Here is a 24,398-nt window from a genome sequence, read left to right as displayed (position 1 = left end):
ATCAAACGAATATCAGACTATTCGGCCAGCCATCGGTGAAGATGGTGATGCCGCAAACTTGCGTGGCATGCGGCCTGCCAGGAATGCCTCCCGCCCGGCTTCCACTGCCAGCCCCATGGCATGTGCCATGCGCACCGGGTCTTGAGCACCGGCGATGGCAGTATTCATCAATACGCCATCGCAACCTAGCTCCATGGCTATCGCAGCATCAGATGCCGTACCCACACCAGCATCGACCAGCACTGGCACCTTGGATTGATCGATGATCAGCGACAGATTCCATGGGTTCAAAATACCCATGCCTGAGCCTATCAAGGATGCCAGCGGCATGATGGCGACGCAGCCTATATCTTCCAGCATACGTGCCTGTATAGGGTCATCGCTGCAATACACCATAACGTCAAAGCCATCCTGCACCAAAGTCCTGGCTGCCTTCAGTGTTTCCGGCATGTTAGGGAACAGGGTTTTCTCGTCGCCCAGTACTTCGAGTTTGCACAGTTTGTGGCCACCCAATAACTCACGTCCCAGTTGCAGAGTGTAGACTGCATCTTCGGCGTTATAGCAACCCGCTGAGTTAGGCAGTATGGTGTATTTGCTGGGCGGTACTACATCCAGCAAGCTTGGTGCATTCGGGTCTTGCCCTATATTCACACGGCGTATCGCCACCGTGATGATCTCGGCCCCGCTGGCTTCTGTTGCCAGACGGGTTTGCTCCAGATCTTTGTATTTACCGCTGCCGACCAGGAGGCGGGAGCGGTAGGTTTTGCCGGCTATGGTTAGGCCTGGCTTGTTTTCTGTGTTCATAAAATTCTTTCAAATTTGTGAAGACCAAGTAATACGTCATAGATTGGACTGCACCCTGTTAGCGCCGTAGGTTGGGCTGCGGTTTACCAGCCCAACAATAGGCCTTGAATCAACATGCACGTTATTTGAATGCCCAGTGTTGGGCTGATGAAGCGTAGCCCAACCTACATTCAACCGCCGCCAATTGCCCGCACTACATCGACCTTGTCATCCACTTGCAACTGATGCTCTGTCCATCGCGACCGAGGAATAATCTGCCGGTTCACTGCCACCGCAATCGCCTGCTGTGACAGATTCAATTCTGCAATCAAATCCGCCAGCAGTGAGCTCGCCAGTTGCCGCTTTTCTCCATTGAGCTGTATGTCAAACATGGCTATTGTTTCTTGTAGATTTCCGCGCCGGATTTGATGAATTCAACGGCTTTCACTTCCATCCCTTTTTTCAAGGCCTGTATCTCGGTGATGCCCTGGGCATTGGCATAGTCACGCACTTCCTGCGTGATTTTCATCGAACAAAAATGCGGGCCGCACATGGAGCAGAAATGGGCGACCTTGGCAGAATCTTTAGGCAAAGTTTCATCATGGAATTCACGTGCCTTGTCAGGGTCCAGGCCGATATTAAATTGGTCTTCCCAGCGGAATTCAAAGCGGGCCTTGGATAAGGCGTTGTCGCGTATCTGCGCACCCGGATGGCCTTTTGCCAAGTCGGCTGCATGGGCAGCGATTTTGTAAGTGATGATGCCATCCTTGACATCGACCTTGTTGGGCAAACCCAGATGCTCCTTAGGTGTCACATAGCACAGCATGGCCGTGCCATACCAGCCTATCTGTGCAGCACCTATGCCAGAGGTGATGTGGTCATAGCCAGGGGCGATATCAGTCGTCAAAGGACCCAGGGTATAGAAAGGTGCTTCATGGCATTGCTCCAGTTGCAGGTCCATGTTTTCTTTGATGAGGTGCATGGGTACATGGCCAGGGCCTTCTATCATGACTTGTACATCATGCTTCCAGGCGATCTGTGTCAACTCACCCAGTGTTTTCAATTCCCCCAGTTGCGCTTCATCATTGGCATCATAGATGGAACCTGGACGCAGGCCATCGCCAAGGCTGAAGGAGACGTCATAGGCTTTCATGATTTCGCAAATGTCTTCGAAATGCTCGTACAGGAAGCTTTCCTTATGATGCGCCAGACACCATTTTGCCATGATGGAACCACCGCGCGAGACGATGCCGGTCAGACGCTTGGCTGTCATAGGCACATATTGCAGGCGTACACCGGCGTGGATGGTGAAGTAATCAACGCCTTGCTCGGCTTGCTCGATGAGCGTATCGCGGAAGATTTCCCAGGTCAGGTCTTCTGCCTTGCCATTCACTTTTTCCAGTGCCTGATAGATGGGCACGGTGCCGATAGGCACGGGTGAATTACGGATGATCCATTCGCGGGTTTCGTGGATGTGTTTGCCAGTGGAAAGATCCATGACATTATCGCCACCCCAGCGTATTGCCCAGGTCATTTTTTCTACTTCTTCACCGATGGAAGATGTGACTGCTGAATTGCCTATATTGGCATTGATCTTGACCAGGAAATTACGGCCTATGATCATGGGTTCGATTTCAGGGTGATTGATATTCGCAGGAATAATCGCACGGCCACGGGCGATTTCTGAGCGTACGAATTCCGGCGTGATTTCTTCAGGTATCGCCGCACCAAAAGACTGGCCTGGATGCTGGCGGCCCATGACTTCTGCCAGCTTGTTACCCATGGGGCCCGAGGCTTTCAGGTTTTCCAGGTATTCTTTTCTGCGCAGGTTTTCGCGGATGGAAACAAATTCCATTTCCGGCGTGATGATACCCTGGCGTGCATAGTGCATTTGCGAGACATTCTTGCCAGTCAGCGCACGGCGTGGCAAGCGCTTGAGGTTAAAGCGCAGCTCAGCCAGTTTGGGATCATGCAGACGGGCGATGCCGTATTCTGAGGTCGGGCCAGCCAGTTCTTCAGTGTCATTACGCTCGGCTATCCAGGCACCACGCACTGATGCCAGGCCAGAGCGGATATCGATCTTGACGGCAGGGTCGGTATAGGGGCCGGAAGTATCGTAGACATAGATAGGTGGATTTTTTTCCGAACCAAACATTGCAGGTGTATCGGACTGCGTGATTTCGCGCATAGGGACGCGGATATCGGGGCGGCTGCCCTGTACATAGGTCTTGCGGGAATTCGGTAGTGGCTGAATGGCTGCCTCGTCTACCGTGGCGGTAGCGGACAAGAATTGCGGGTTGGCGTTCATTTTGGCTCCTTTGCTTTATTGGCATGGAGCCAGCAAAGGAGTTTCCAAAGTCAGGATGCGCACGCTGATGGTGCGTGGCAATAAGTCTTCGGCAGCTTCCCTTCGCTGGCATTATCCAGATCAGGTTCGAGGGTATTTCTCACCCGCCAACAAAATTGATGGCAGGACCCCTAGCATTTTTCTTCGGGCCCTGGACTAGCCAGGACTGCGACGACGGCAGATTATACGACTTTTTTTGACTCTGGTGCTTTATTTGATATCACTGGTCAATTCAGCATCTTGCATGGCTGGCATAGCAGGAGGGTGACTTTCCACTGGTCTGACCGGCCCATGCACTTCGGCCAATTCGACCATGCCTGCCTTGATGGCCGCAGATAAATCATGGTCAAGTACTGGCAAGGCTTCTTCATAGGCAATCAATAATTTACTCACGCCATAGGCACGATTGCGGCCATTGACCTTGCCCAGATACAAGGCCATGTCGGCAATTTGCAAGGCTTTTTCCCAATTGCAAATCGCCTCGGGCAAACCTGAGAATGGCAAGCTGATGAAGCCTGCAGTCAGCGTGACTGGCACTTCAGCATCATCAACAGCCATGCTTTCTTCACCTATGCTGCGCAAGATACGATCTACCAGATTTTTCAATTGAGCAGGGTTGGTACGTGGTGAATAAATCAGGAATTCTTCCCCGCCCCAGCGCAAGACCATGTCGGTATCGCGCACCGTACTGCGCAGACGACGCGCCACCTCGACCAGCACGGCATCACCTGCGGCATGACCATAGTTATCATTGATATTTTTAAAATGATCAATATCCATGAGTATCAGACAATCAGGATTTTCCAGTGCATCTTCACGGCGTTCTCCTTCTGGCAAGATCACCCTGCCCTTCATCATGTCGACAAAGGAGCGGCGGTTATACAAACCCGTCAAAGGGTCGCGCACCGCGTGGAATTCCAGTTGCTCATTGACCTCACGCAGTTTTTCATTGGTCTTCCTTACCCTTTGATACAGGAAGAAAATGACCGCACCCACCATCACCATCAAGACACCCGCCAGCATAAGTATGACTTGCTGCAATTGCCGGTTTTTTATTTCTGCATCCTTCAATTGATTTTCGCGAGCCAGCAATTCAATTTGCTTTTGCCTTTGCTGTGCATTGAATTGCTCTTGCAAGGTCGCGACTGCCCTGGCCCGGTCAGAGCGAAATAATTCATCGCTGAGTTTTTGTTGTTCACGCACGATGGCCAGGGCTTCTTTATGCATGTCGGCAGCTTCAAACATATTGCCAATTTCACTGAGCAAATTCTCTACATCCGACTTGGAACCGGTTTCCAGGAAAAATTTCTTGGCTTCATTGATGTAGGTGATGCCCTGGGAAAATTTCTTTTGGCCCGCCAATGCAAAACCTATATTTGCCTTGGCAATGGCAATAGAAAAAGGATCTTTGACCGCCACGGCTTTTTCCAGAGAAAAGCGGGCGGCGCGTTCAGCCTCGATGAACTTGTGCACATGCAGGTAATAATCTGAAATATTTGCCAGCGCTGTGGCGGCCAGGGCCGGCATGCCAGAGTCGTTAGCGATTTGCAAGACTGTCTTATAGGCTTCCAGTGCTTCATCATGACGACCCAGATCAATCAAGGACAGGCCGCGCGTCATTTGCAGCGATGAAATAATCTTGGGCGATTCCATGTCCGGCAACATCGTCAGGGCTTCGTTGGTGGTTTCCAGCGCCTTTTCTGCGTTGTGCATATTCAGATAGAGTCTGGCGATGGATTCCATGCGATACAGCTTGGCTTGTACCCGGCGGCGCGGTATCTGGTCCGCCAGTTTCAGGGCTTCCAGGAAATACGACAGGGACTTGTCAAAATTGCCTATAGCCAGCTGCACCATGCCAAACGCAATATTCAAACGCATGAGGACTTCAGCATTTTTTGTATCACGCAGGCTTTGCTGTATGTCATTTAATTTAATCAGGGCCATGGCAAACTTGCCCTGGTCCATCAATTGAAAAGCCTCTCCTATCAAGGCCATGTTGATCATATCATTGTCTTTGCGCGACTTTGCCAGTTGCAGCAGTTCTGCATTGGCGGCATCAGCCTCCTTGATCTTGCCGGCGTCATACAGGATGCCGATCAAGGTTTTCAAGACTTCGGCACGCACGACATAGTCAGCATCCGGGCCTAATTTTTCCTTGTAGTCCTGCAGTTGCTTGAGTGCCGCTGTATTGTCGCGGTCAGATAAAGTGTGGATGGCCTCGATCTCGGAAAAATCTGGTTTGGCTTGTGCGCAACTGGCCGCACTTGCGCATAGCAGGCAGATAGTCAGCAAACCCTGGCCCAGACCAAGCTGCCACTTAGGTAAGTGTAGCTGCATTATGCAAGCCCTCATCGCACCATTCCTGTCTCGAATATTTTTAAAAAACGGTTTTAGCTTATTTACTCTTTATTTGCCTTGCTGATCCAGGAAAAAACTCCCGGACTGGCTTAAAATCTCATCTTCCAGCTGCTGCGCCGGTATAGGCTTACTCAAATAAAATCCTTGCAGGATATCGCAGGATTGGGCACGCAGGAAATCCAGTTGTTCACGGGTTTCCACACCTTCAGCCACTACCTCCAGACGCAAACTATGCGCCAGCGCAATGATGCCGGTGACAATGGCAGCATCGTCGGCATCGCCCGGGATGTCGCGAACAAATGAGCGGTCTATCTTGATGATATCGACAGGGAAGCGCTTAAGATAAGAAAGCGATGAATAACCAGTACCAAAATCATCGATAGTCAGCCTGACGCCAAGACTGCGCAAGCGATCCAGCGCAGCCAGGGTATCCTGGGCATTTTCCATCAGGGTGCTTTCAGTAATTTCCAGCTCCAGCATTCTGGCTGGCAAGCCGGTATCGACCAGGACTTGCTCTACCGTTCCGGCAAAGTCTTTTTCCAGTAACTGGCTGACCGACAAATTCACCGCAACCCGCAAATGCCCCAGGCCTTTATCCATCCAGTTGCGCATTTGCGTACAAGCGGTGCGCAGCACCCATTCACCAAGTGCAATGATGAGGCCGGTTTCTTCTGCCATGGGTATGAATTCCAGCGGTGACACCATGCCACGGGTAGGATGGAACCAGCGTACCAGAGCTTCCATACCTATGATTTCACCATTGTCCATACGTGCCTGGGGTTGATAGAACACCGCCAGCTCATTGCGCTCCAGCGCCCGGCGCAAATCGTTCTCCAGACGCACGCGTTCAGAGATGGAGTGCTCCATCGCAGCTTCAAAGAACTGGAAGTCGGTATTGGTTTTCTTGGCACGGTACATCGCTGTATCAGCATGCTTGACCAGGGTGCCAACATCGGTGCCATCATTAGGATAGACTGAAATACCTATGCTGGCAGTGACAAAAATATCATGCCCATCAATCTGGAAAGGTTTGGCCAGGGTGCGGCAAATATTCTGCGCTGCCGACGCAGCTGCAGCCGGGTCAGCCAGCTCACTGAGTACCACGGTAAACTCATCGCCGCCCAGGCGGGCCACGCAATCGGCATTGCGCACGCTGCGGCGTATGCGCTGAGCAACGGCAATCAGCAGACGGTCGCCAACATCATGGCCCAGGGTGTCATTGACATTCTTAAACCGGTCCAGATCGAGGAATAGCACAGCCACTGATTCCACATTTTCCTTTGCCAGTGCCAGCCTGCGTCCCAATTGGTCGAGGAATTGGGTACGATTTGGCAAGCCCGTCAGTACATCATTAAAGGCCAGATGACGTATGCGTTTTTCTGCCTGATTGGCTTCTATGATGCGGCGCACGCGTTGCGACAATACCGCAAAATGGATGGGCTTGGGAATATAGTCACAGGCACCGGCAGCAAAGGCCCGTTCCACGGAACTATTGTCTTCGAGAGCGGTAATCATCAGCACTGGTATGCTGCGGCCACGTGGCATTTCCTGTATCAGGCTGCAGGCGGTAAAACCATCCATCACCGGCATGACAGCATCCATGAGGATGACATCAGGCCGCATGCGTTTCAGCATCAGCAGGGCTTGCGAGCCATCGGCAGCTTCTTCAACCTTGAAACCATCCCTTTGCAAGGTATGGCGTAAGGTACTGCGGGTGCTACGGTCATCATCAACTACCAGTACCTTGGCGATTTCGCGACTATGGCTGACGGCTTCCCTGCCTTCAAGAAAGACTTCATTGCCCAGTTCAGCCGCCACAGCTTCATAAGCCTGGTGCAGACTGCTTAATAGCGGTGTAATTTTAGATAAGTGCCGCTCCAGCGCCAGTTGCTCGACTTCCTTGGCGAATTGTAAAAGATTGATGGCTCCCAGGTTGCCGCTACTGCCCTTGATGGAATGTGCCATGGCACGCACCAGCTCAGCATCTCCCTGTTGCAAACCCTGGTGCAATTGCTCCAGATAGATAGGCGTGTCTTCCAGGAACAGTGACACCGTCTGCTGCAAGCCTGGCCCAAGTATGTCACGTAATTTATCAAAAACAGCACGGTCCAGCGGATTGCTGTCGAGCGCTTGCAAGTGTCCGTCAGCTGGCAATGCACGTCCGGCCGCGCCCCCCTGGGTCAGCCAGCGCTCCAGTTTCTGGCGCAACTCAACCAGGGTAATAGGCTTGGCCAGGTAATCATCCATGCCGATTGCCAGGCACTTTTCCGCATCACCGCGCTGGGTATTGGCAGTCATGGCGATGATGGGTGTGCGCCGGCCCAGACCATCTTCATAACTGCGTATGCGCACCGTGGCTTCATAACCATCCATTTCCGGCATGCTGCAGTCCATGAGTATCAGGTCATAACGATTGCGCCGCGCCGCTTCCACAGCCTCCTTGCCATTACCGGCAAATTCGCAATGACAAGCGGACAGCGAGAGCATGCCGGCTGCCACCATCTGGTTGGTGCGGTTATCTTCTACCACCAGTACACGCCAGTCGCCCTGCGTACCATGACTGCCATGCTGGCCATGTCCAGCATGGCGCCCCACTTCGGCGGAAGTGGACTGTATCGGTGCCGGGGCGGTGGCGGCCGTAGATGTCTGCAAATGCACCGTGGTCAGCAATAAATGGCGCAAGGCTTCCAGCAATTTTTCCATGTGCACAGGTTTTCCCAGGCAAATGTCGGCAGACGAGGGATTACTTTCTCCACTACTGCCATAGCGGTCCAGTGCCAGGGTGCGCACACCACTGTAGCGGTGATCGTTGCGCAAGCGGCGCGCCAGTTCTTCGCCATTGTCATCCATGCTGGCAACATCCATGATGACCAGTGAATGCGGTGCGCCATCCCTGGCAGCCTGGTCCAGCAAGGCCAGTGCTTGCACTCCGTCGACAACAGCACGGCACAAGATGCCATGACGTGACAGGTTTTGCATGAGGAAGCTGCGCAGGATTTCGCTGGGGTCAACGATGAGTATGCGCTCATCCTGCAAATCAGAACTGAGCGAGCTGGTTTTATCGCCTGCGCTGGCGCGACATTGCATGCTGAAATAGAAATTGCTGCCGTGGTCCGGCATGCTGCTGACACCGATCTCGCCGTGCAATAGTGCCACCAGTTGCTTGCAGATCGCCAGCCCCAGACCAGTGCCACCATATTTGCGGGTAGTGGAACGGTCGGCCTGGGCAAATGACTCAAATACATGCGCCACGGCATCAGCTGACATGCCTATGCCGGTATCACTGACTTCAAAACGCAGTTTCAAAATGGCATCCGCTTGCGTACTGTCCAGATGCTGGGCCAGCACGACGCGCACCGCCACTTCTCCGCGCTCGGTAAATTTGACGGCATTACCAATCAGGTTAATCAATATCTGGCGCAAGCGCAGGGGATCGCTCTTGATACGCAGCGGTACTTCATCGGCAATCAGGTAAGCCAGTTCCAGACCTTTTTGCTGGGCTTGCTTGGATAGTAACTCCAGCACTTCGGCCAGTAGCTTATTCAAGTCGAATTCGATTTCCTCGACTTCCACCTTGCCAGCTTCCATCTTGGAAAAATCCAGGATGTCATTGATCAGCTCTATCAGGGCCTGGGAAGAATTCCAGGCCACGTCCACACATTCACGCTGGCGCTTGGTCAGACGCATTTCCTTCAGCATATCCAGCATGCCGACCACGCCGTTCAATGGTGTGCGCACTTCATGGCTGACGGTCGCTGCAAATTGCGCTTTCATGACGGCGGTGTGCAAGGCCTGGTCGCGTGAATGCTTGAGTTCTGCCTCGCGCTCTTCCAGCACGGCCATCATCTGGTTGAAGGCATGCGCCATTTCTATGATGTCTTTCGAACCCTGGGGCGTGGCGCGCATGCCAGACTCACCTGCTTCTGCCCTGCCCATGAGAGCAGATAATTGATTCAGCGGACGTATCATCTGGCGTGACATCAGGCGTATCACCGCCAGCAGAATCAGGGCAAATGAGAATGTGATGGCAAGGTTGCCCAGCAACAAGGACCAGACCAGTTTGTCCAGCGTGGTCTTGCCGACCACCACATACACATAGCCCAGCAATTGCGGCTTGCTTTCCTGCACTTCAAAAGGCGAAGCCTCTGCTTCGCCCCCAAACACCGGGGCACTGAAACGCCAGTCCTGGTCACTCTCTTGTTCCAGCCTTGCATTCGACAGTTGCCCCGTCGGGTGCGCTTGCAATTGCGGCAAGACTACACCTGGCTTGCTTTGTGAGAGCAGTACTTTATGTTCAGCATTGGCGATTTCGACTTGCAGTACATCTGGAAAAGCCAGGGTAGTAGCCACTACTTCCCTGGCATTGTCAGCCGAGTGATACAACAAGGCCAGACGGCTTTGTCTCGCCAGGTTTTCCGCCACTTGCTGGCCCTGTACAACAAAATACGCTCGCATGCGATGGCTGGCCTGCCATGAATTCATGATGGAGGAGAATAGCGCCAGCACCAGAATGGCGACCGTGATAATGATCGTCAACTGGCGGCTAAAGCCGGTGCGTCGAAAGTAGTGCTTGAAAAACATCATGCTTGAACCAAATTACTGAAGACTATTCACCATGCAACATCGCTGGCAAACAGCCGTATGTCCAGAATATTCAAGATCATGCCAGCACCGTAAACGTATCTGACATGCTTGCCTCGTTCAATCTTGTGCTTGCAGGCCAGCCTTTCAACTGACCTGCAAGCACCTCATTCAGGGTTCAGGAAATATCGAATCGAAACTTCGCTGACTTTGATAATCAATGTTTAAACCTATATGGCTGGCCGTGCGTAAATTCACAGCGACCAAGACTTCGCGTAATAAAGAAACACCAGACTTGCGGCCATCACCATTCAGGGCGCTATGGGCGGCCAGCGCCAGACTTTGTCCCAGTTCCAGATTATTGGGATACAGAGCAAACAGTGCGCCTTTTTTGGCATGTAGAAAACTGCTGGAAAAGAAGGGAATACCCCGGCTCCAGGATTCACGCAAGACCAGCGGTAAAATACTGCCCTCTTCCACGGTGGTGGAGTCTTGTGGCAACCACAGGGCATCGCGCTTGTCGGCACTGGCAAACGCGGCTTCATATTGATGAGCTGCACTTGCCAGGTCACGGGCTTCATAGGCCAGTAATTCCAGGCCTTGCTGTTTGGCGGCGTCACGCGCCAGCTTGATCAGCCATTCATTGTTTTTGGGGTCATACACGACGATGACTCTCTTCACATTGGGCAATAAACTTTTCAATCTGGAAAACAAGAGCGCTGGGTCAGGCATGAGGCTAACGCCAGTCATACTGCGGCTTTCATTTTCAGGCAGATTGAGTACGCCACCAACCACCACAGCAATTTCCCTGTCCAGGCCATTGGCCAGCTTGACCCCCTGGCGGCCAAGGGCGATGACGACTTTGACACCGCTACGCTTTAACTGCGCATTCAATTCAGCGGCATCCAGTTTTGCGCCTATCGGGATACTGATGACAGGCAGGCGTGATTTACTCTCTATACCCTCGATGATCTTGGCGAAAATACTACGATAAGGCTCGCCCATATCGGGATACAGGACAGCCAGGCTGCCACCACTGCTGGCATCTTGTCGCCGCACCTGGCCGGCTGAATCTGCGAAGACCAGGTATTCGCCATACTGGCGCCCCATGCGCAGATCCTGCGCCAGGACAGGGGTATGCACATGTTGTGTTTGATTTTGCAACATTGCCAGACCTGGCATGCCCTGTTGTGCCTGGGCCGGATTAAGCAGGCAACACATCATGCAAAAAACGATAAGCGTAAAACAACAGACGCGTTGAAACACCTCCAGTTTCCAGCCAGTTTTTTTACAGGCGATGGAAGCACGGATATGGAAAAAAGAGGGGAATTGATTTTCCGCCATCAAGTATTTCATTCCTTCTTTGGTGTAAGGCGAGCTTGCCCAGACACCAATACGATTTACGCTATTTTCTTGCCAGCTTATTTCAAAGTCAGTCAGTGTTTTTTATTTAAGTCCCATGCAAACGAATAGCGAGTTCACCAGTTTGATTACCCTATATTTGAGCTTAACTATCAACATTAACAGATTTATTCTGACCCCAATATCTAATTCTGTGACTGTGAACTTAAGTCTGGTGGTTGGCGCATATTTCCAGCCAAACGATGATGTATTTTTTCATAACTTATAGCTCAGTTGAACTAACATGGCTCTTCCACCCATGGGAATATCATTCGGCATGCTCACAAAAGGAGTGCTATAAGTGCTGGGTTCCCGCACATCGGCATTCAAGAGATTACGTACTGAAATTAGCCAGTCCCAACCTGCATATTTTTTGTTCGAGCCCAGGGTCAAATCCAGGGTGGTGTAATCCTTGACATTCGGGCGCGTGTCACCCGGTTCACGCTGGCGGTCTGCCACATGATTGAGCTGGGTATTGAGGCGCCAGTCTGCTACCTGCCAGTCTGCACGCAGATAAGCATGGTGGCGAGGTGTCAGACCAGGGTCTTTCTGTGTCAAGTCATCTACAGCACGCTGGTAAGCAAAATTGCCTGCCAGACGCAAGTCCTTGCGCACATCCCAACTGGCTTCCAGTTCAAAACCACGTCCACTCTGGCTACCGCCGTTTTCGTTGAGAAAATTATTACTGATACGGATAATGTCCGTCATCTGATAATGAAAGAGATTCAAACCCAGCTGCAAATCAGGTCGTGCTTGCCAGCTCAATGCTGCTTCTGTGGTGCGCATTTTCTCTGCCTTCAGGGCAGAATTACCATACACCACGGGATTATTGATGACATACAATTCTTCAAAGGCGGGAGCGCGAAAAGCACTACCGTACAAGAATTTGGCCGTCAGGTTGTAATCGACCTCCCACACCAGGGCCAGCCTGGGATTGGTGGTATGACCAAAATCAGAGTATTGATCGCGTCGTATACCGGCAGTCAAAGTCCAGTCCTTGGCGAATTGCCATTCATCCTGTGCGTACAAATACTTGAGCAAGCGACTATGTGGCCGTATATAGGGTACGGTATCCGTCACATCCTGAATATCTGAGACCGCCCCCATATTGATGGGGGAATTATCGGGATTGAAATTTTTTGTTTCGCGTATCTTGTACAAGTCTTCTTTGGAAACCCCCATGCCCAAGCGTAAATGATGCTGGGTAAAACCGCTGTAATGCATGCTCGCATTCAATCTCTCCTGGCGTTCCCAGCGAGATGGGCTACCGATAAAACCATCCCTGAACGCCCCGCCAAAAGCCCCGGCAGGAAAAATAATGACGCTGGAATTTTCATTGTAATAGGCAAAGCTGCCATTCAATTCCAGTCCCCAGTCTTTGGCAAAGTCAGGGTCTTTGTATTTGACATCAGTAGTAAAACGGCGGCTACTCCCCCAGCCTTGCGGGTCCAGTGCCTGGGCTATGCCCGTACCTGCGCCTATGTTTTCCCTGTGCATGAAAGCCAGATTCACATTCCATTTTTCATAGGCCAGCTCCAGATAGGCATCGGTAGCAGCACGGCTGAAATTTTCATAACCAGGTGCCAAAGAAGCGTGGCTACCAAACAGCGCATCAAATCCTGTCTGTGCATCACGCTCCACCAGGGCATGCGGTCCGGCAGTACGGCTATGCTGCAAAGAAGCGGCAACATCTATGCTGCCCCACTTTCCCCCATGCAGTATCCAGGCATCACGGCTATTGAAAGAACCCAGCCTTAACCCCATGCGGATGCCATCCTGCTCCTTGGCGGTTTTGGTGATAATATTGATAACGCCAGAAAAAGCATCAGCACCATACAGGGCCGAGCCAGGGCCACGGATGATTTCTATCCTGGCTATATTCTCCAGTGGCATGTCAGCAGAGATAAAACCACGGTCACCACTATAGGCATTCGTGACAGGCGTGCCATTGATAAGAACCAGCACCTGAGGGTTACTAAGGCCGTTGCGCACTCCGCGTATGGTGTAAATAGCCATATTCAAAACGGTGGAGCGCCCCACATGCAAGCCGGGCACCGTTTCCAGTATGCCATCGAGACTGGTGGCTCCGGTCGCCTCTATATCGGCAGCAGTAATCACCGTGGCGACAGCGGGCGCGCGGCGCAGGGGCAGGGCCGAACCGGTGGCAACACTGATGACAGACTTGTCACCGTACACCAGTGCCAGGTCTTGTTCATTATTCTGCTCGTCAGCCTTCGCTAGTTGCGGGAGAAGCACCAGCTGCAAGGCGAAAATCAGGGTAAATGCCGTATTGATAAGAGATCTCATCATATCCCCTGGGGTTTATAAGCATCTTAATCCAATCCTTCCGGCTACAACAAGCAAGATGCATATGGGCAATGCAGCATTTCTCACTATGGGGCTGACAAGTGACAAGATTTAAAATATTTCTTATCTTTAAGATAATTTAAATTCAGGTGATCCGCAGGAAAAACCGACTTCTGCACTTTCCTCATTTATAATCAAAGGTTTAGCAATCACCGCAGATCATATTATGGAATTAGCCAAGTCTTTTGAGCCCGCAGAAATCGAACAATCCTGGCGTGGCGAGTGGGAAAAACGTGGATATTTTGCCGCCAGCATGGATGAAGGCAAACCCTCATTCTCCATACAGCTGCCACCACCGAATGTGACGGGTACCCTGCACATGGGCCACGCCTTCAACCAGACCATCATGGATGGCCTGACGCGCTACTACCGCATGCGCGGCCACAATACCGCCTGGGTGCCGGGTACTGACCATGCCGGTATTGCTACGCAAATCGTGGTGGAACGCCAACTGGATGCACAAAAGATTTCGCGCCATGATCTGGGCCGCGAAAAATTCCTGGAAAAAGTCTGGGAATGGAAAGAAAAATCCGGTTCCACCATCACTGGCCAGATGCGTCGTATGGGTGCCTCTGCCGACTGGGACCGTGAATATTTCACGATGGATGCCGTGCGCTCCAAGAGCGTGACTGATGTCTTCGTTAAACTGGTAGAGCAAGGCCTGATCTATCGCGGTAAGCGCCTGGTGAACTGGGACCCTGTGCTGGGTACTGCGGTATCTGATCTGGAAGTGGTGTCGGAAGAAGAAGATGGCTCTATGTGGCATATCCGTTACCCGTTTGCGGATGGCTCCGGCCATCTGACGGTAGCGACCACCCGCCCTGAAACCCTGCTGGGTGACGTGGCCGTTGCAGTTGACCCAACGGATGAGCGTTATATCCACCTGGTTGGCAAAATGCTCAAGCTGCCACTGACAGACCGCGAAATCCCGGTGATTGCCGATAGCTATGTCGACAAGGAATTTGGTACTGGCTGCGTGAAGATCACGCCTGCGCATGACTTTAATGATTATGCCGTTGGCCAGCGCCATGACCTCGACAAAATCAGCATCCTGACACTGGATGCCAAGATCAATGAAAACGGCCCTGCGCAATATCAGGGCATGGACCGTTTCGTCGCCCGCAAACAAATCGTTGCTGACCTCGATGCGCAAGGTTTGCTGGAATCAGTAAAACCACACAAGCTGATGGTGCCACGTGGCGACCGTACCAATGTGGTGATTGAGCCTATGCTGACTGACCAGTGGTTCATGGCCATGAGCAAACCCGCACCGGAAGGCACGCATTTCCCTGGCAAATCCATTGCAGAAGTGGCGCTGGAAAAAGTCGCTGATGGTGAAATCAAATTCATCCCGGAAAACTGGACGACGACTTATAACCAGTGGCTGAACAATATCCAGGACTGGTGTATCTCTCGCCAATTGTGGTGGGGTCATCAAATCCCGGCCTGGTATGGCGACAATGGCGAAATTTTTGTTGCGCATGATGAAGCCGGTGCCAAAGCCAAGGCAGTTGCCGCTGGCTACACTGGCGCATTGAAGCGTGATGATGATGTGCTTGACACCTGGTTCTCGTCTGCGCTGGTGCCTTTCTCTACCATGGGATGGCCGGAAGAAACACCGGACATCAAACACTTCTTGCCATCCTCGGTACTGGTGACTGGCTTTGACATTATCTTCTTCTGGGTGGCGCGCATGGTCATGATGACCACGCACTTCACCGGCAAGGTACCTTTCAATACCGTGTATGTACACGGCCTTGTGCGCGATTCCAGCGGCCAGAAAATGTCCAAGTCCAAGGGCAACACACTTGACCCTATCGACCTCATCGACGGTATCACGGTGGATGAACTGGTGACAAAACGTACCGCTGGCCTGATGAACCCTAAACAGGCTGCCAGCATAGAAAAAGCCACGCGCAAGGAATTTGCCGATGGTATCCCGGCCTATGGTACGGACGCTTTGCGCTTCACCATGGCCAGCTATGCATCGCTGGGCCGCAATATCAATTTCGACCTGGGCCGTTGCGAAGGCTATCGCAACTTCTGCAATAAATTGTGGAACGCGACCCGCTTTGTTCTGATGAATACCGAAGGCAAGGATTGCGGTTTTGGTGCAGATGTCACCGCAGCGGATCTGGAATATTCACAGGCTGACAAATGGATTATCTCTACCCTGCAACGTGCAGAAGCAGAGATAGAAAAAGGTTTTGCCGATTACCGTTTCGATAATATTGCATCCGCCATCTACAAGTTTGTCTGGGATGAATATTGCGACTGGTATCTGGAAGTGGCCAAGGTACAGGTACAGCATGGTAATGAAGCACAACAGCGTGCGACCCGCCGCACTTTATTGCGCGTGCTGGAAGTGATCTTACGCCTGGCTCACCCTATCATTCCATTCGTCACCGAAGCCCTGTGGCAAACGGTAGCGCCGCTGGCAGGCAAGACTTTGAATCCGGCTGGCGACAGCATCATGATCCAGGCTTACCCGCTGTTTGTCGCAGAAAACGTCGACACTACTGCGGAGGCATGGATGCAGGCGCTGAAGGGTATGACTGATGCCTGCCGCAATCTGCGCGGCGAAATGCAATTGTCCCCTGCCCTGCGCGTGCCACTGCTGTTGCAAGCTGCGAATGCAGAAGACAAATCCCGCCTGCAATCTTTTGCACCTTACCTGCAAGCCCTGGCCAAATTGTCAGAAGTCAGCGTCGTGGATGCCTTGCCTGAAGATTCGCCAGCACCAGTCTCCATCGTCGGCGAATCCAAGCTGATGCTGAAGGTGGAAATCGATGTGGCTGCTGAGCGCCTGCGCATAGGCAAGGAAGTGACACGTCTGGAAGGTGAAATCGCCAAAGCCGAAGCCAAGCTAGGCAATGAAGGTTTTGTCGCCAGGGCACCTGCGCAAGTGATCGCGCTGGAGAAAGAAAGGGTAGCGAACTTCTCAGCCACCTTGCAAAAATTGCGTGAACAATTTGCCAAATTGCCAGCAGCGTAATACCGTGGGTTAAAGTAGGTCCTCTAAAAATATTGTACGTGGCAAAAATTTTGCCACGTACAATCAATTCCAATAAATTAGAGATCTAGGTTTTTTCTTTTGGAGACAGCATGAAAAAAACAGTTCCACTTGTGGTAAGCGTATTATCCACCTTCATCGCTTTAGCTGGTCTGCCACTGCTGGCACAGGCTGAAGAAAGCCCGGTCGGTCTGTGGAAGAGTATTGACGACAAATCAGGCAAACCCAAGGCGCTGATACGCATCACCGAAACTGGTGGTGAATTGCAGGGCAGGATAGAGAAACTGTTCCTGGAAGCAGATGTTGTTGATAAAAACCCAAAATGCGATAAATGCGAAGGTGCCAACAAAGACCAGCCCATCGTCGGCATGACCATCTTATCCGGCTTGAAAAAAGACGGTGATGAATACACCGGTGGCAAGATACTTGATCCAGGCAATGGCAAGCTGTACAGCAGCAAACTCAGCATCATAGAAAACAACAAGAAACTCAATGTACGAGGCTATATAGGTGCGCCCATGTTTGGCCGCACCCAGACCTGGTTGCGTGAGCAATAAGTAATTAAATGAGTAACTAAATAAGTAATAAGTAATAAGTACTATGTAACAAGCAAGCAAATAGTCAGCGCTTGTGTCACTGTAAAAAGAACAAAGGGAGCTAAGGCTCCCTTTGTTCTTTTGCAACATGACTTCAAACACACTTCCATCCCCATGTCGCAAGCAAGTGACTTGCCAGAAACCCTAATAAGGCCGATGATAGGACTGCTGAGTCCATTCTTTTTTATGAGGCGGTATCATGAAAAAAGCCTGCTTGCCCTTGTTTGCACTCGCCTTGCTGATATCACCTGGCAGCGCATGGGCACAAAAACCGGAAGCACAGTTACTCAGAATCGCCACTGGAGAATTACCTCCCTATGCCACCGAGAGCCGGGCTGACAAGGGTATCGCCCTGAGCATAGTACGGCGCGCCTTTGAATTGGAAGGCTACCGTGTGGAATTCACCTTCCTGCCATGGTCACGCGCCCTGGCCGAAAGCCGGACCGGGAAATGGGATGGCACAGCATATTGGGGTCATAAGCCTGAACATGATCTCAGTTTTTTTCTGAGTGAGAATGTCATCACCGAACAATGGGTGTTCGTGTATCGCAATGACCTCGATTTCAAATGGCAGCAACTGGCAGACTTACGCCCCTATCGCATCGCCATGATACAAGACTATACCTATACGCCAGAGATCTGGGCCATGGCCAACAAAGGTGAGTTGAAAATGGAAAAACTGCCGAATGATATGGCTGCCCTCAAACTGCTATTGTTAAAGCGTGTGGATATCGCCCCCATGGAAAGAAACGTCACCTGTGATTTATTGGCACGCAATTTTTCTCCGGCTGATGCAGCACAACTGTCAGCACATCCAAAACTGATGACTGACAGCTTTACCACCCACCTGATGATGTCACGTGGCCTGCCAACAAGTGCTGGCAGGGTCGCTGCTTTCAATGCTGGCTTGAAAAAATTGCGCGCTACTGGTGAGTATCAAAAACTGTCCTCCCAAGTGAATTGCCCGCAAGGCTGGTCTGATGTGGCCAAGGCTGGGCATTAAGGGTACTGATACTGTCAATCGAAGGGTTCTTCATGGCCTGGTGCGCAGAGTGGCAACTGCATGATAAAACTGCTGCCCAGTCCTGGCTGGCTTTCTACCCGTATGCTGCCACCAAGCACATCACTGACCAGGTTGTAGACGATATTCAAACCCAGGCCGCTGCCACCTTGCCCCAGCTTGGTAGTAAAGAAGGGGTCAAAGATACGGCCCAGATTGGCTTCGCTGATACCGATACCATTGTCATTCACGCTCAACTCCACAGTAGGCGGTTCCGTCGCCAGCAAACGCGCCCGAATATCGATATCACCATTCTCGCGCCCCTCAAAGCCATGCAAAATCGCATTATTAATCAGGTTGCTGATGATCTGTCCCAGCAAACCCGGGTAGGCATCCATGCGTATCGTGGCTGGAATGTCCATGCGTACATCATGCGCATGGCGCTTGATGCTGGCCCCCATGGTCAGCACTGTTTCTCGTACTACTTCATCGAGCATGAAGACACGCCGCTGGGCACTGGTTCTGTCCACTGCCACACGCTTGAAGCTGCCTATCAGTTCCGCTGCACTATTGAGGTTGCGCAAGAGAATATCGCTGGCCTGCAAATTATTTTCTATATAAATTTGCAGTGCCGCGCGGGTGACGCCCTGCACCATTTTGGTATTGAACTCCTTGCTGAGATCATGGATGGTGCTGGCGACGGTGACAGAATTACCGATGGGTGTATTGAGTTCATGAGCAACACCTGCCACCAATGAACCCAGGGCAGCCATCCTGTCACTGCGCTGAATTTCGGCATGGGCGGTATTCAAGTCATCCAGTGCGGTACGCAATTCCTGATTCGAGACATGCAATTCTCTGGTGCGGTCTGCGACGCGCTGTTCCAGCGTGGCATTGTGACTGGCTTGCTCATTCATTAATTCTCCCAGGCGCAAGCGCATGGAATCCACCCCCAGTGCCAGACTACCCAACTCATCGGGCCTGGCGACGCTCACGGCTTGCGTCAACTGCCCTTCCCCCAGTCGGTCTACATCACGCTGCAATTGCTGCAAGGGACGCATCATGCGCTTTTGGAACAACAACCATAACAGGAAAAACGAAATCAGCAATTGCACCAGGATGGCAAGCCCGCCCTTGAGGAATTTTTTGAAAAACTCCTCTTCCATCCAGTGGCTGCTCATGACTATCGTGACCCGCCCTATGACGGTGCCATCCTTGCGTATATCACGGGTCTCGCTAATCAAACCCTGGTTTTGGGCATTGCTTTGTTCGGCATGGACAAAGCGCCCCAGGGCTGCATCTTCAACCACGATGCGTACGACATCAGGATTGAGCATGACAGAATTGACAAAACTCTGGGCACTGCTGGCATCCACCTGCCATAGTGGCACGGGCATGGTTTGCTCCAGCATGCTGGCATATTGCTTGAGTGGGCCACGCACGCGCACTTCATACTCGCGTTCATAGCTGTCTCTGGCAAGCACGCTGCCTAGCAAGATAGCCGGTATCAGTATGCCCAGGCCGATACCAAATACGATAGCCTTACGCAATGACAAGGTAGCAAAGCGCTGGGCTGGCCGCGTATCGGCTAATTCTGGATGATGTGTATGCTTGCTGAGCATGGCTGCAGCCAGTTCCGGTTTAACCTAAAGTCATATGGCAGGATTTGCCCTGATCAGAGATCCAGGCAGCGAGTGAAGCGCCAAACCAAGTCTTTGCGACATTTACTGACCTGCGCCGCGTTGCACAATTATTTTACCTGAATTCGGCTATTTGCTTCTTGATTCAAATTTCTCTGCGGCAAACCTGAAAAAAACAAAAACCTTTCCTGGCTTGACTTGATCCAGATCATCAATGCGGGGCCTTACAAGTTTAGTATGTAGACAAGGAAAATTTCTTCCTCAAAATCACCAAAGGAATATCCATGCAAGTAGACCACCATCCTCTTTCCACAGAATTTCCTCATTTCAAGCAAGCCATACATGAACTAAAAGCTGACAATGCTCATTTTGCCAAGCTGTTTACTGAATATGATGAAGCAGACAAAGCCATCAATCGAGCAGAAAACGGTGCCGAACATTTAGGGGATGTCGCACTGGAAGGCTTGAAGAAAGTACGCCTGAGTCTGAAGGATCAGTTGTTCCATATCTTGCAGAGCAAGGCTGCCACCTGATCCGGCAAGCCCATGCGACACCAAGAGCGCTGGATTCAACTCTGGCGTTTTGCCCTGAAGACTTGCTGGTCTTCATAAAAAGCTGCATCCTGAAGTGGCCACCAGCCTGGTATGCCGAGTATGGGTAAAGGGGTGTAGGCTGCGGTTGTCAGAACCTGGCTTGCGAGTTGCTGAGCCACTAGCTCATCAGTATGTGCACGTCTGGCGATTGCATCCAGCTTGAAATAATCCGGCTCGACCATTACTACCCAGGTATGTGCAGTGATTGCCTTATATGGTTTGACCAGTTTTTCCATCAGGGCATGACCAAAGCAGCAGACTTCAGCACAACGCCCGAATTTATCTGCCTGTTTAACGAAGGCATCCTGCCATGCATGCATGCGCAATGCTGCGATCAGACTTGCACCTTCCGGTGTATCGGCAACGACGAGCAAAGCCGCATTTTCGTCAAAAATGGTCGCTGCATCACGCGCCGGACCACGGGACTTGCCTATCCCCAAAGTGGCAATTTGCGCCGCCTGCATGGCATTCAACTGCCGCTTGATAGCAGGAAAAGTCAGCCAGACCAGAGCATTGAAGAAATCATGCAGGTTCTCGCGTGTGGGAACCAGGCCAGTGGCACTGATATGTGCTTCATAAGCAGCGCCTTCGGGTAATTCTTCCTGCATGATAAAGCGCAGCGGCAATCCAAGATGATTTGTCAAACCTGCCTGCATTGTCACTTGATTGAGCTGCGCTCGCCAATCGTCTGCTACCAGCAAAGCTTGGGCGGCTTGAAGTACCGCAGCAAACCAAGCTTGTGACCAGTCTATGCCATCAAAAAAACGTGCTGTCATGGGAATACAGACAAAAATTAGACAGCCAGCATTTTCCAGTGCAACGTCTCGCCACTATTGAGCGGGACTATGCTGCTATCGGCAAACGGCAATTCTGCCGGCATTTGCCAGTCCTGGCGTACCATGGTGATGTGACCACTATTGCGCGGCAACTGATAAAAGTCAGGACCGTTAAAGCTGGCAAATGCCTCGAGTTGATCCAATGCACCAGCCTGCTCAAAAGCCTGGGTATACAATTCCATGGCATGCATGGCGGTATAGCAACCCGCACAACCACAGGCGTGCTCTTTCAGGCCTTTGGCATGCGGGGCAGAATCCGTACCCAGGAAGAAACGCTTGCTACCTGAAATGGCCGCTCTCACCAGCGCCTGTCTATGTGTTTCACGTTTCAGTACAGGCAAGCAGTAATAATGTGGGCGTATGCCGCCTTTGAAAATCTCATTGCGGTTATACAGCAAGTGATGAGCAGTAATCGTCGCTGCAATCGGGCCGCCGGATTCTGCCACATAAGCAGCGGCATCGCTGGTGGTGATATGCTCAAACACCACTTTTAATTCTGGCATGTCTTTGCGCAAAGGCTGCATGACTTTATCGATAAACACTGCTTCGCGGTCAAACAAGTCTATCTCGGGGTCAGTCACCTCACCATGCACCAGGAAGGGCAAGCCGACTTCCTGCATGGTTTCCAAAGTCTTATAGCAGTTTCTCAGATCAGTCACGCCGGCATCGGAATTGGTGGTGGCACCTGCTGGATATAATTTCACTGCATGGACAAAGCCACTGTCTTTGGCGCGGCGGATTTCATCTGGCGGCGTGTTATTTGTCAGATACAAAGTCATCAGCGGCTCGAAATTCATGCCTGCTGGAACGGCAGCCAGGATACGCTGGCGATACGCCGCTGCCTGCTCAGTCGTCGTGACTGGTGGTTTCAAATTTGGCATGATGATGGCGCGGGCAAACTGCGCTGCCGTATGCGGTAACACGCTGGCCAGGGCCGCGCCATCGCGCACATGCAAATGCCAGTCATCCGGGCGGGTAATCGTAATTTGTTGCAAGGAAGAGGTGGAATTTGAGGCAGTCATGTTAGCTCGCAGTGACGGAATACCGGCATTTTACCTTTTTCAAGGAGATTTCTCGACTATTCAGCCAGGTATCCCCCCTTAGAAACAAACAAGCCCGGCACTGTACCGTGCCGGGCTTGTTTGTTTTTGCATCTCCATTTGATCAAGGCTGAGGATCTGCCCCCGCCTTGATACTTACAATTTACACCAAATTAAGCGATGAAATCGGCAGCGACGATGGAACCTGCGCCTACGAGTTTAACGATAAAGTCAGTTGCATCAACAGCACCTACAGTAGCACCGCTGTTTTGGAAGGCATAAGTACCAGCTGCTGTACCTGCGGCTACAGTGATGACATAAGCCTGGGTATTCGCTGCCAGAGCTGCACCAGCTGCAGTTGCAGCTGTAGCGATAGCGGCTGCCAGAGTTGATGTATCAGCAGTAGCGATAGACAACAAGTTCAATGTTGTCGCTGCTGTGCCAGTTTTGAACACGTCAGCGCCAGCAATTTTGAAGTTTGCCACTGTATCGATGTTAGCCAATACAGAACCAGTAGCGATTGTATCGATACCTGTTGCAGTTGTGGACAGGTTGATGGTATCAGCACCAGCACCACCAGTGATGGTTGTGTTGCCTGTACCTGTACCCAGGATGTTCAGAGTCTGACCACCTGTGCCCAGAATCACGTTGTTGATATCGGTAGCAGCAGACTTAGTGAAGTTCAAAGTCACGCCAGCACCGTTTTCGTTAGTGATTGTCCATGCAGCGTTGGTACCGCCAGTGACATTCACTGTTTCAACGCCTGTCACTTTGGCAGACATGTCCAGGGCAGCAGTGACTGCACTAACATTCAGCGTATCAGCACCAAGGCCACCGTTGATACCGTTAGGAGCAACAGTAGCAGAGATCATGACGCTACTGACGTTGATAGTGTCGCTACCAGTACCACCAGTAACAGAGATCAGACCAGCAGCGCCTGTAAAGGTATTGGTGCCATTAGCCAATACATAGTTTTCAACGTTAGCTACGCCAGCAATAGTACCTGATGTTGTCAGTGTGATAGTTTCTGTACCTGTTGCTGTTATGCTTGTAAATGCAGCCAGCTGTGCAGCTGTCATGGTGAACGAACCGCCAGTAGTGAACAATGCCTGCTCGAAACCAGTGATATTGGCCGCAGAAATATTGCTGCCGTTGGCAAATATCAGCACATCACTGGTACCGGAACCAGCGGTGAAAGTACCGCTGTAAGCTTTCGCTTCCAGTGTCAACTGGTTATTACCGTTGCCAAGGTTGATATTACCTGCCAGCATGGAGCTGCCTGAGTTCGCCAGGAATACGCGGTCATTGCCTGTGCCACCATTAACGGTAGTAATACCCGATGTAGCAACGTTGAAGTACACGTCTGTCGAGGTATTGTCAGTTGCCAAGGTTTTGATGTTGGTAATCGTATTGCCACCACCAATAACGATACTGCCGCCACCAGTAAAGGTGATCATGTCTGCATCACCTGCATTGCCATTGACCGTGGTACCCACCAGTGCCGCAGCATTACCAGTAAAGTTGTCGTTCACGTTTGCTGTGCTGTTGAATACGCCGCCTGCAGTCAGGGCTATCGGTGCCAGGGCTGTACCACCGCCATTGCTTGGGCTGGTGCCAACAATGCCTGCTGTGACTATCGCACCACCAGACACCGTAATCGCATTGGAAGTCGTGATGTTATTGACGCTGCCACCTGTCGCATTGGAAGACGAAGTTACGTCATACACCAGCGTACCACCGGTGATGGAGATATACGACAGGTCGATATTATTCGCACCAGCGATGTCATCAACGATAGTCAGTTGATGCGGGCCTGCGCCAGAGAAAGTCAACACAGGGCCAG

At 51.6% G+C, this 24,398-nt stretch carries 15 protein-coding genes and 1 riboswitch; of the genes, 4 read left to right on the top strand and 11 right to left on the bottom strand.

Features of this window, described 5'->3' with window-relative positions; translation table 11 throughout:
* Positions 1-12: 12 nt before the first annotated feature.
* From ACO0LC_RS26795 to ACO0LC_RS26765, 7 genes are all read right to left on the bottom strand, one after another.
* Positions 13-804, bottom strand: coding sequence for a thiazole synthase (locus ACO0LC_RS26795; protein WP_423008947.1), 792 nt, complete (start codon positions 802-804; stop codon positions 13-15).
* A gap of 170 nt (positions 805-974) precedes the next feature.
* Complete coding sequence (thiS, locus tag ACO0LC_RS26790) at positions 975-1,175, bottom strand: sulfur carrier protein ThiS (protein WP_423008945.1); 201 nt, start codon at positions 1,173-1,175, stop codon at positions 975-977.
* A 2-nt stretch (positions 1,176-1,177) separates the two neighbouring features.
* Complete coding sequence (gene thiC, locus ACO0LC_RS26785) at positions 1,178-3,091, bottom strand: phosphomethylpyrimidine synthase ThiC (RefSeq protein WP_423008943.1); 1,914 nt, start codon at positions 3,089-3,091, stop codon at positions 1,178-1,180.
* 80 nt (positions 3,092-3,171) lie between these two features.
* Positions 3,172-3,273: riboswitch (TPP riboswitch) on the bottom strand.
* Between the two features lie 67 nt (positions 3,274-3,340).
* Entirely contained in the window at positions 3,341-5,467 is a 2,127-nt protein-coding gene (locus tag ACO0LC_RS26780) for a tetratricopeptide repeat-containing diguanylate cyclase (RefSeq protein ID WP_423008941.1), read from the bottom strand.
* A gap of 69 nt (positions 5,468-5,536) precedes the next feature.
* Entirely contained in the window at positions 5,537-10,069 is a 4,533-nt protein-coding gene (locus tag ACO0LC_RS26775; RefSeq protein WP_423008939.1) for an EAL domain-containing protein, read from the bottom strand.
* 171 nt (positions 10,070-10,240) lie between these two features.
* Complete coding sequence (locus ACO0LC_RS26770) at positions 10,241-11,413, bottom strand: ABC transporter substrate binding protein (protein WP_423008937.1); 1,173 nt, start codon at positions 11,411-11,413, stop codon at positions 10,241-10,243.
* A 273-nt stretch (positions 11,414-11,686) separates the two neighbouring features.
* The gene (locus ACO0LC_RS26765; RefSeq protein ID WP_423008935.1) at positions 11,687-13,780 is read right to left on the bottom strand and encodes a TonB-dependent receptor plug domain-containing protein; all 2,094 of its coding nucleotides are present in this window, start codon (positions 13,778-13,780) and stop codon (positions 11,687-11,689) included.
* 223 nt (positions 13,781-14,003) lie between these two features.
* Between ACO0LC_RS26765 and ACO0LC_RS26760 the strand changes: the two genes are divergently transcribed.
* The 3 genes from ACO0LC_RS26760 to ACO0LC_RS26750 all read left to right on the top strand — a co-directional run bounded on the left by ACO0LC_RS26760 (position 14,004) and on the right by ACO0LC_RS26750 (position 18,449).
* On the top strand, positions 14,004-16,832 hold the full coding sequence (locus ACO0LC_RS26760; RefSeq protein WP_423008933.1) for a valine--tRNA ligase: 2,829 nt from the start codon (positions 14,004-14,006) through the stop codon (positions 16,830-16,832).
* A 110-nt stretch (positions 16,833-16,942) separates the two neighbouring features.
* Positions 16,943-17,407 carry a DUF2147 domain-containing protein gene (locus tag ACO0LC_RS26755; RefSeq protein WP_423008931.1) on the top strand — a complete coding sequence of 155 codons (465 nt, stop codon included), beginning with the start codon at positions 16,943-16,945 and terminating at the stop codon, positions 17,405-17,407.
* Positions 17,408-17,645: 238 nt separating this feature from the next.
* Positions 17,646-18,449 carry a substrate-binding periplasmic protein gene (locus ACO0LC_RS26750; RefSeq protein ID WP_423008929.1) on the top strand — a complete coding sequence of 268 codons (804 nt, stop codon included), beginning with the start codon at positions 17,646-17,648 and terminating at the stop codon, positions 18,447-18,449.
* Positions 18,450-18,463: 14 nt separating this feature from the next.
* Here the strand turns inward: ACO0LC_RS26750 and ACO0LC_RS26745 are convergent, their stop codons facing one another.
* Positions 18,464-20,068, bottom strand: a complete 1,605-nt coding sequence (locus ACO0LC_RS26745; protein ID WP_423008927.1) for a sensor histidine kinase — start codon at positions 20,066-20,068, stop codon at positions 18,464-18,466.
* Between the two features lie 302 nt (positions 20,069-20,370).
* Here ACO0LC_RS26745 and ACO0LC_RS26740 point away from each other — a divergent pair, with 302 nt between their 5' ends.
* A complete protein-coding gene (locus tag ACO0LC_RS26740; protein WP_423008925.1) occupies positions 20,371-20,619 on the top strand; it encodes a YdcH family protein in 249 nt (82 codons plus the stop codon).
* 35 nt (positions 20,620-20,654) lie between these two features.
* On the opposite strand, the gene ACO0LC_RS26735 is transcribed toward ACO0LC_RS26740, so the two are convergent.
* The 3 genes from ACO0LC_RS26735 to ACO0LC_RS26725 form a co-directional block, all read right to left on the bottom strand.
* On the bottom strand, positions 20,655-21,455 hold the full coding sequence (locus ACO0LC_RS26735) for a DUF3025 domain-containing protein (protein ID WP_423008923.1): 801 nt from the start codon (positions 21,453-21,455) through the stop codon (positions 20,655-20,657).
* A gap of 17 nt (positions 21,456-21,472) precedes the next feature.
* Entirely contained in the window at positions 21,473-22,537 is a 1,065-nt protein-coding gene (gene pyrC, locus ACO0LC_RS26730) for a dihydroorotase (protein ID WP_423008921.1), read from the bottom strand.
* A 191-nt stretch (positions 22,538-22,728) separates the two neighbouring features.
* The coding region (locus ACO0LC_RS26725; RefSeq protein WP_423008919.1) for a beta strand repeat-containing protein at positions 22,729-24,398 on the bottom strand (1,670 nt) is incomplete at its 5' end.

Source organism: Undibacterium sp. JH2W, from assembly GCF_049340425.1.
Taxonomy (GTDB): Bacteria; Pseudomonadota; Gammaproteobacteria; order Burkholderiales; family Burkholderiaceae_D; genus Undibacterium.
The sequence above is the reverse complement of the archived record's forward strand: the minus strand, read 5'-3'. Positions and strand labels throughout refer to the sequence as shown.

What these genes read in the sequence shown, in the direction of transcription:
- ACO0LC_RS26795 (WP_423008947.1), bottom strand. Translation starts at nt 804, where the DNA reads ATGAACACAGAAAACAAGCCAGGCCTAACCATAGCCGGCAAAACCTAC.
- thiS (WP_423008945.1), bottom strand. Translation starts at nt 1,175, where the DNA reads ATGTTTGACATACAGCTCAATGGAGAAAAGCGGCAACTGGCGAGCTCA.
- thiC (WP_423008943.1), bottom strand. Translation starts at nt 3,091, where the DNA reads ATGAACGCCAACCCGCAATTCTTGTCCGCTACCGCCACGGTAGACGAG.
- ACO0LC_RS26780 (WP_423008941.1), bottom strand. Translation starts at nt 5,467, where the DNA reads ATGCAGCTACACTTACCTAAGTGGCAGCTTGGTCTGGGCCAGGGTTTG.
- ACO0LC_RS26775 (WP_423008939.1), bottom strand. Translation starts at nt 10,069, where the DNA reads ATGTTTTTCAAGCACTACTTTCGACGCACCGGCTTTAGCCGCCAGTTG.
- ACO0LC_RS26770 (WP_423008937.1), bottom strand. Translation starts at nt 11,413, where the DNA reads ATGGCGGAAAATCAATTCCCCTCTTTTTTCCATATCCGTGCTTCCATC.
- ACO0LC_RS26765 (WP_423008935.1), bottom strand. Translation starts at nt 13,780, where the DNA reads ATGATGAGATCTCTTATCAATACGGCATTTACCCTGATTTTCGCCTTG.
- ACO0LC_RS26760 (WP_423008933.1), top strand. Translation starts at nt 14,004, where the DNA reads ATGGAATTAGCCAAGTCTTTTGAGCCCGCAGAAATCGAACAATCCTGG.
- ACO0LC_RS26755 (WP_423008931.1), top strand. Translation starts at nt 16,943, where the DNA reads ATGAAAAAAACAGTTCCACTTGTGGTAAGCGTATTATCCACCTTCATC.
- ACO0LC_RS26750 (WP_423008929.1), top strand. Translation starts at nt 17,646, where the DNA reads ATGAAAAAAGCCTGCTTGCCCTTGTTTGCACTCGCCTTGCTGATATCA.
- ACO0LC_RS26745 (WP_423008927.1), bottom strand. Translation starts at nt 20,068, where the DNA reads ATGCTCAGCAAGCATACACATCATCCAGAATTAGCCGATACGCGGCCA.
- ACO0LC_RS26740 (WP_423008925.1), top strand. Translation starts at nt 20,371, where the DNA reads ATGCAAGTAGACCACCATCCTCTTTCCACAGAATTTCCTCATTTCAAG.
- ACO0LC_RS26735 (WP_423008923.1), bottom strand. Translation starts at nt 21,455, where the DNA reads ATGACAGCACGTTTTTTTGATGGCATAGACTGGTCACAAGCTTGGTTT.
- pyrC (WP_423008921.1), bottom strand. Translation starts at nt 22,537, where the DNA reads ATGACTGCCTCAAATTCCACCTCTTCCTTGCAACAAATTACGATTACC.